Source organism: Devosia insulae DS-56 (genome assembly GCF_000970465.2).
GTDB lineage: Bacteria > Pseudomonadota > Alphaproteobacteria > Rhizobiales > Devosiaceae > Devosia_A > Devosia_A insulae.
In genome coordinates, this window is sequence record NZ_LAJE02000102.1 from 1 (window position 1) to 6,504 (window position 6,504).

Consider the following 6,504-nt stretch of genomic DNA (forward strand, 5'->3'; position numbering starts at 1 on the left):
GCCCATCACGTGGCAGCCCCTACCGATAGTTCCGCGGATCGGTCTTCCGAAACTCCCACGGCGCGTCGATCTTCGCCCCCGGCTGGAACACCCCGATCGCCGCAGCCTTGGCTTCCTCTTCCTGAGCCAGATAGTCGTCGCCCTGCTCGACAAAGGCTCGCGCCATACCGAGCCGCACCAGTTCGGCGCCGATGTCCTTGCCCCCCGAGGTGCATACCCCATAGCGCCGGTTGAACTTGTCCGGTTCGCCCGGCGTCAGCGTGCAGCTGGCTTCGCCCGAGGCGATCAGCTCGCCCAGCACCTGCCGCGCCGCGCCGTAGCAATCCCATAGCAGGTCGCCGACAAAGCACTTTTGCGGTCGCTCCGGCGCATCTACCGCCCAGAGGATCACCCGCTGCTTTTCCACCATGATGATATCGGCATCGACCACCTTGGCCGCCCCGCTCACCACCTCCTGCGCGGCAGCAGCGGACACCGCCAGCGTCATGGCCAGCGCGGCGAGGCTCAATTTCCAATGCATCATTCGGCCCCCTGCACCCGCCCGTCCGGCAGGATGTTGCGTGTGAACGTCGCCTCGGCGAACTGCTCGAGCTTCAGCCGCGCCCGGGTGAAGCGGTTGTCGCTCAGCACCGCGCCGGCAAACTCGGCATTGTCGAGCGCCGCGCCGTAAAAGTCGGTCAGCGACACCTTGGCGTCCGCGAAACTGGCGCCGGGCGCCGTCGCCTGCAGGAACCCGGCGCTGGTGACGGTGGCGCCGTCGAACTTGGTCCGCCCCAGGCTCGCTTTCTCGAGATTGGTACGCTCCAGCGAGGCGCCGGTGAGATCGGCATTATTCAGCCGCACTTCCTTCAGCACCGCCCAGTCGAGATCGGCGCCGCTCATGTCGGCGCCGGTCAGCCGCGCATGCTGCATGCGCGTGGCGGTGAGGTCGGCCTGGCCGAGCTTGGCGCCCGACAACTGCGCCCCGTAGAACATCGCATCCTTGAAGTGCCCGCCGCTCAGGTCGGCACGGCTCAGATCGGCGAGGTTGAAATTGGCTCCCTCGGCCATGACCCCGCTGAGCTTGGCGCCCTTGAGGGTGGCGCGGTGAAAGCTGGCATTGGTGAGGTTGGCGCCGCTGAGATCGACGCCCGAGAGGTCGAGCTTCTTGAAGCTCTCGTTGCTCAGGTCGCAACCGCGACACTCAGTGCGGGCGCCGCTCCGCAGCTCGTCCGCCGGGCTCGCCAGCGCCGTACCCGGCACCAGCACCAGCAACGCCAACAGCCCCATCCGCATCGAGTCTCTCCTCATCGCACTGGCCTGGTGTCCGGCTCGTACGGCTTCTGCAGCACCTCGAGCCGGGTCGCCGATTGGAAATAGTTCTTGTTGATCTGCTGCGTCTCGAGGTTGATCGAGGTCTGCCCCTTCTTGCGGAAATAGGTGGCCTCGAGCCGCATCCGCGCATCACCCTCGGGGCTGTCCGCCGTACAGATCTCGTGCACGAAGATCTTGCCCACCGGCAGCTGCCCGTCGGTCGGAGGCAGGTTCTCGCAAGCCTGCGCCCAGCGCCCGTAGCGCGACTTGAGGTTGCGCGACAGCGTCATCGCCACCCGCCGCTCGCGATCCGCCGCCCGCTCATCGGTGACGACGCGAATACCGCGGGCCATCCCTTCGGCATCGATCAGCACCGAGAACACCACCGGATGGGCATAGATCGAGTTGCCGCCCTGCATGACGCGATACTCAGTCTCCAGCGCCTTGGCGATGTAATCGGCCTCGTCGTCATTGGTGAAGTACACCTCGTGCAGGCCCGACGCTTCGGCCGGGCACGTCTCGAATTCCGAAAAGTCCTTGAGCGGCGTCGAGGGTGGCCCGCCATTGGTGCCGCAGGCGATCTTGGCGATTTCGGCCGGCGGAACCTGGCTGATCGGTTCTCCGAACTTGATGTCCCAGATGGTGTATTTGGGCACGAGATTGGCGTCGAACTGCGCCAGCGCCGGCGGGGTCACCGCCAGCGCGCCGAGCACAACGATCGAGAGCGGCAGCAAGCCGAGCCGCATCGCTTACTTCTTCAAAAAGGCGCAGGCCTTCTCGGCCGAGGCGCCGAAGTAGAAGGCGCAATCCTCGTAGGTTGCCTTGGGCTTGCCCTGGATGTGGGTCTGGATGTAGGCGACGAGGCTGATGATATCTTCCTTTTTCAGCGACTTGCCCTTGTGCGGCATCTGTCCCTCTTCGAAGTCCGCCTTGGTCATGCCGTAGCAGCGGTCATCCTTATAGGCCGAGGCATCGTGGTACGGCATCGGCGTGCCCGGAATGCCGCAGCTGATGATCTCGATGAAGCCCTGCGCATCGAGGCCGGACTCGCGCAGCAGCGCCGCGGCGCCTTCCGAGCGCGGATTCTTGCCCAGCCCATTGCCATCCCAGCCGTGGCAGGAGACGCAGTTGCCGCCCTTGCTGCCATAGACCACGACGCCGCGGTTGATATCGGCGCCGGCCAGCAGCGGGTCGAGCTCGACGGCGGCGGCATCGGCCGCGGGCGCTTCGGCGGGGGCAGCGGTTTCGGCTGCGGGAGCATTGGCCGGCGGCTGCGCGGCGTGGAGCGCCAGCGGGGTGACGGCGATGAGGCCGGCCGCGACGAGCAGTGCCAGGGATTTGCGGTTGAGGAGCGACATCTAAGACTCTTCTTTCTTCAATGAGCCGTGCCGGGCGGTGGGAACCGCCCGGCATCGTTAGCTTAGCGAGGGTCGTGGGCCCGCTGTCAGAGCGCGAACACGTAGAGCACGTTGGCCGCGGGACGGTTGGCGAGCTCGGGGTAGCCGAAGGTGGTCACGGCGCTGCCGCCGGCCGCGATCGCGATGTACTCCTTGTCGCCGACCTTGAAGGCGATCGGCGGGGCGCTGAACGTGCCGCCCACATTGATCGACCACTTCTGCTCCAAAGTCTTGGCATCGTAAGCGCCGAACGTGCCGTCCATCTCGCCGGTCCACACCAGGCCCGGCGTGGTCATCACGCCGGCATAGTTCGGATAGGGACGCTCGATCTTGGCGACCTGCTTGCCGGTGGTGACGTCGAAGGCGAAGATCGCGCCGGTCTGGGCACCCGAAGCTGCCGCTGCACCGCCGGCGAAGGTGGTGGCGCCCGGCGCCACATCTTCCGGGGCCTTCTGTTCGACCGTCAGGTCCGAACAGCCTTCGATGCCAGCGCCGTAGGCGATGTTGGAGACCGAGTCGACCGCCGGGGGCCAGAAGTTCATGCCGCCCTGGATGTTCGGGCAGGTGTTCACCGTCTCGCCGCCGCGACGCATCGTGCCGTTGGCATAGACCTGGAGCGGCTTGGACGCATCATACTCCACCGGCTTGCCGGTCTTGGGGTCGATCCCCTTGGTCCAGTTCAGCTTCGACACATAGGGGTTGGCGGCAATGAACGAGCCGTTGGTGCGGTCGAGCGTGTAGAAGATGCCGTTGCGGCCGAAATGCGCCAGAACCTTGCGGTCTTCGCCGTCGACCTTGGCATCGACCAGCAGCTGCGCACCGACCTCGTCATAGTCCATGTAGTCGCCGGGAGTGTACTGGAAGTGCCACTTCAGTTCGCCCGTATCGGCGTCGAGCGCCACGGTCGAGTTGGAGTAGAGGTTGTCGCCCGGACGATATTCCGGATCGTACATCGGCACCGGGTTGCCCGTGCCCCAATAGGTGGTGTTCGAAGCTTCGTCGTACGAACCCGTCACCCAGGCCGCCGCGCCGCCGGTCTTCCAGCAGTCCGGATTGCCCGACTGGTCACAGAGCCAGGTTTCGGAGCCGGGCTGGCCGGGCTCGGGCACCGTATAGAAGCGCCAGACCTCTTCGCCAGTCTTGGCGTCGAGCGCCGCCACCCAGCCGCGGGTCGCCCAGTCGCCATAGGACTGGCCGACAAGGATCTTGTCCTTCACCACCAGCGGGGCGTTGGTGAAGCCCTCGCCCGGCTCGGTGCCGACCTGCTGGTCCCACACCACGTCGCCGGTCTCGTCGTCGAACGCCATGACGCGGCCGTCATTGAGAACGGTGATCACCAGGTTGTCGATCAGCGCCAGGCCGCGCGAGGCGAGGAGGATACCGCGGCTCGGGTCCTTGTCGATGCCGGTATCACCGACCCACACGGTCTTGCCCTGCTTGCCGTCCGAAGCGTCGATCTTATAGGGCGTGCCCCACGGGTCGGAGATGTAGAGGAAGCCGTCCTTGGCGAGCGGCGTCGCTTCCATCGAGCCGGCGCCGAAACCGGCCGGCTCCGAGCCGCCGATCGGCACCGCGAAGGCGAGCTTCAGGCCCGAAACGTTGTCGGCGGTGATTTCGCTGAGCGGCGAATAGCGATGCGCATCATAGGTGCGATGCACCATCAGCCAGTTGCCGGCCTCCGCTTCGCTGCCCGCGGCGGAAAGCCGCGCGGCGGTCACGTCTGCGGCGACGGCCAGCCCCGGCAGGACCAGCATGCTGCCAGCCAACATGGCGGACATCAGGTGTTTCAGGTGCATTCGTCTCCCCCTTCAGGATCGGTTCTTTTTGGCACTTGGCGCCACATAAGACCGATGCGCGGGGAAGTTTGCCTATGTCATCTATTGGAAATTCTGCGGCACCCCGGCGGTCGCGCGCCCACCCACCAGTTCCTTCTCCGGTCGCGCCCGCTCGGGCATCGGCAGCTCCAGCACGCTGTCGGCGGGCACGTTCTGAGCGTACTCGTGCCGGCAGAAATCGGTCAGCCGCTTGAAGATATTGGCATAGCCCGGCAGCGTCATCAGGTGCTTGGGCATGGCGAGGACGATCGAGCGATCCATACCGCTGAGCGTATAGACCTTCAGCCGCGCCCGCACCGAGTTGGGCAGGCTCGGCAGCAACGACAGCGGCACATGCGTCGTCGCCAGCCCCTCCGCTACGATATCGGTCGCCGCCACATAGGTCATCGCCGAGAAGGCCGGCGTCGCATAGGGCAGGTTGGAGCGATACCAGGCGTCCGACACCGGCCGCATCGGCACATTGGCGCTGATTTCGACATAGCGGGTGAGCGCGGCATCGAGCTGGCTGGCCTTCACCCCCTTGGTCAGCGCCCTTTCCAGCATGCCGGCCGGCAGTTCGGTCGGCACCAGCAGCACCATCGGATCGCGGAACAGCAAGGCCGTGGCAAAGCTCGAGCGGTCCTCAGCCAAGGCATCGTCATTGACGATCACGCAGTTGAGCTGGTGCAGCCTGAGCTGCTCCACCAGCTCGCTGCTGGTGGTCGAATAGCTCACTTCGAACTTGGCAAAGCCCTGCTCGTCGCTGGCAATGCGCGCCGCTGCCGACAGGAACCGGCCGCGCAGCGTGGGCGACAGGCCGATCCTGAGGAACACCCGGTTGTCGACATAGCGCTTTTCGTGCTCGTCGATCGCCTGGTCGAACTTCCGGAGCACCTCGTCGGAGAACTTGAACCAGTACTCGCCCGACGGCGTCAGGCTGACCGTTCCGGTGCGGTTGCGATTGATCAGTTGCGTGCCCAGCCGCTCTTCGAGCTTGGCCAGCTGCTGGCTGATCGAAGGCTGGCTCAGCCCGACGCGCCGCGACGCTTTGGTGATCGATCCTGCGATCACCACGGCGCGGAAAATCTGCATCTGCTTGAGAGTGATATCCATAGTGGCCCTGAACTCTAGCCCTCTATGTCAGCACAATACGTCACATTCGATAAGCTAATAGAAGGTCGCATACCCCCCATTTGGGGGGTGGGCAAAAAAAGCCCTCCCCGCGAACGTGTGGGAGGGCCGGGTCTGCGCTGAACGACGAGGCTTACTGCGCCGGCGCCGCCGCCGGATCGGCCGGAGCAGCACCCTCCGCCGGAGCGGTCGAGAAGGTCTGCAGGTACGCCACGATATTGTCGAGGTCGGCCGGCTCCTTGAGCCCCGGGAAGCTCATCTTGGTGCCCTTGACGAAGTCCTTGGGCTTGGTGAGGAACTCGTGCAGCGTCTCGGACGACCACACGAGGCCACCGGCGCCCGCATCGGTCATCGCCTTGGAGTACTTGAAGTCCGGCGCAGTGCCGGCCACCCGGCCGAACAGCTCGTTGAGCTCCGGGCCAACCTTGTTCTTGGCGCCTTCGCCCACCGCATGGCAGGACGCGCACTTCTTGAACACATTGGCGCCGGCTGCCGCGTCGCCTTGGGCAAAGGCCGAACCTGCGAACAGGGCCGACAGCACCAAACCAAGAGCCAGAACTTTCATTCGCTTCCTCCAAACAGCCACCGTCCGCGCGACGGACTTAGTCGATAGGGGCAATCTCTGGCGGGCGCAAAGGTTGCAAGTCAAGCGACCGCACGTCGCAGGGGCCGCCACACACCTGCGCGCCACAGCGAGCCGAAAACTCATGGCACGCGGCTTGCTTAATCCTCCCCCGCGGGGCGGGGGAGCTGTCCTTTATACCCATTTCCGAGCCCACGGGACGGGCGAAAACCCCTTTGGCGGCTTTCTGCTGAAAAAAAAAAAACACAAGCAAAGAATGCGACATACAGTGACGATGAGAGACACA

The 6,504-nt window shown here is 65.1% G+C and carries 7 protein-coding genes; all 7 read right to left on the reverse strand.

The features are described from left to right. Window positions 1-19 precede the first annotated feature (19 nt). The 7 genes from VW23_RS06770 to VW23_RS06800 all read right to left on the reverse strand — a co-directional run bounded on the left by VW23_RS06770 (window position 20) and on the right by VW23_RS06800 (window position 6,200). Window positions 20-523, reverse strand: a complete 504-nt coding sequence (locus VW23_RS06770) for a thermonuclease family protein (RefSeq protein WP_069908822.1) — start codon at window positions 521-523, stop codon at window positions 20-22. Continuing rightward, window positions 520-1,275: a pentapeptide repeat-containing protein gene (locus tag VW23_RS06775; RefSeq protein WP_069908823.1), complete on the reverse strand. Its 756-nt coding sequence runs from the start codon at window positions 1,273-1,275 to the stop codon at window positions 520-522. The genes VW23_RS06770 and VW23_RS06775 overlap by 4 nt, the downstream gene beginning before the upstream one ends. 11 nt (window positions 1,276-1,286) lie before the next feature. Next, the gene (locus tag VW23_RS06780) at window positions 1,287-2,039 is read right to left on the reverse strand and encodes a hypothetical protein (protein ID WP_069908824.1); all 753 of its coding nucleotides are present in this window, start codon (window positions 2,037-2,039) and stop codon (window positions 1,287-1,289) included. Window positions 2,040-2,042: 3 nt separating this feature from the next. Continuing rightward, the gene (locus VW23_RS06785; protein WP_069908825.1) at window positions 2,043-2,651 is read right to left on the reverse strand and encodes a c-type cytochrome; all 609 of its coding nucleotides are present in this window, start codon (window positions 2,649-2,651) and stop codon (window positions 2,043-2,045) included. A gap of 86 nt (window positions 2,652-2,737) precedes the next feature. Continuing rightward, window positions 2,738-4,486 carry a pyrroloquinoline quinone-dependent dehydrogenase gene (locus tag VW23_RS06790; protein ID WP_069908826.1) on the reverse strand — a complete coding sequence of 583 codons (1,749 nt, stop codon included), beginning with the start codon at window positions 4,484-4,486 and terminating at the stop codon, window positions 2,738-2,740. A gap of 81 nt (window positions 4,487-4,567) precedes the next feature. Beyond that, window positions 4,568-5,617 carry a LysR family transcriptional regulator gene (locus VW23_RS06795; RefSeq protein ID WP_069908827.1) on the reverse strand — a complete coding sequence of 350 codons (1,050 nt, stop codon included), beginning with the start codon at window positions 5,615-5,617 and terminating at the stop codon, window positions 4,568-4,570. A gap of 151 nt (window positions 5,618-5,768) precedes the next feature. Continuing rightward, a complete protein-coding gene (locus VW23_RS06800; RefSeq protein WP_069908828.1) occupies window positions 5,769-6,200 on the reverse strand; it encodes a c-type cytochrome in 432 nt (143 codons plus the stop codon). Window positions 6,201-6,504 lie beyond the last annotated feature (304 nt).

Bases quoted from the DNA above. Each gene is read 5' to 3' on its own strand.
- VW23_RS06770 (WP_069908822.1), bottom strand. From the start codon at position 523: ATGATGCATTGGAAATTGAGCCTCGCCGCGCTGGCCATGACGCTGGCG.
- VW23_RS06775 (WP_069908823.1), bottom strand. From the start codon at position 1,275: ATGCGGATGGGGCTGTTGGCGTTGCTGGTGCTGGTGCCGGGTACGGCG.
- VW23_RS06780 (WP_069908824.1), bottom strand. From the start codon at position 2,039: ATGCGGCTCGGCTTGCTGCCGCTCTCGATCGTTGTGCTCGGCGCGCTG.
- VW23_RS06785 (WP_069908825.1), bottom strand. From the start codon at position 2,651: ATGTCGCTCCTCAACCGCAAATCCCTGGCACTGCTCGTCGCGGCCGGC.
- VW23_RS06790 (WP_069908826.1), bottom strand. From the start codon at position 4,486: ATGCACCTGAAACACCTGATGTCCGCCATGTTGGCTGGCAGCATGCTG.
- VW23_RS06795 (WP_069908827.1), bottom strand. From the start codon at position 5,617: ATGGATATCACTCTCAAGCAGATGCAGATTTTCCGCGCCGTGGTGATC.
- VW23_RS06800 (WP_069908828.1), bottom strand. From the start codon at position 6,200: ATGAAAGTTCTGGCTCTTGGTTTGGTGCTGTCGGCCCTGTTCGCAGGT.